The organism is Caulobacter sp. (assembly GCF_017744445.1).
In the GTDB taxonomy this organism is placed as follows: Bacteria; Pseudomonadota; Alphaproteobacteria; order Caulobacterales; family Caulobacteraceae; genus Caulobacter.
In genome coordinates, this window is sequence record NZ_JAGIBH010000159.1 from 1 (window position 1) to 510 (window position 510).

The following is a 510-nucleotide window of genomic DNA, read 5'->3' on the forward strand; positions in this document are numbered from 1 at the left end:
GAATACCGGCGCGACGTATACGCCCGCGTGGGTCAAGACCGACGGCCGGCGCTTCCCGCGCATGCGGCGGGCGGACGGCAGCGCGCATTACGCGCTGAGCCCGCACGGCAGCGAGACGCTGGCGGCCGACGCGCGGGCGTTCAGTCGGCTCATGGCGCATCTGCGCGAGCGCGACCCGCAGCATACGGTGATCATGGTCCAGGTCGAGAACGAGACCGGCAGCTACGACCTCGCGCGCGACCGCGCAGCCGCGCCCGAGCGGCTGTTCGCCGAGCCGATTCCGGCAGAGCTTGCGCGGGCGTTGGGCGTGGCGCGCAAGCCGTGGGCCGAGGCCTTCGGGCCGCGTGCCGAGCAGTTCTTCATGACCTGGCACATCGCGCGCTACGTCGACGAGGTGGCCGCGGCGGGGAAGCGCGAGTGGGACGTGCCGATGTACGTCAACGCCGCGCTCGGCAATGCCTTCACCGACGAGCAAGGCGACGTCGGGCCCTCGGGCGGGCCGAACTGGAA

Annotated in this window: 1 pseudogene; it reads left to right on the top strand. The window is 72.2% G+C overall.

Going from position 1 to position 510, the window contains the following annotated elements:
- Positions 1–510: pseudogene (locus J7528_RS24200) on the top strand (beta-galactosidase); the annotation flags it as partial.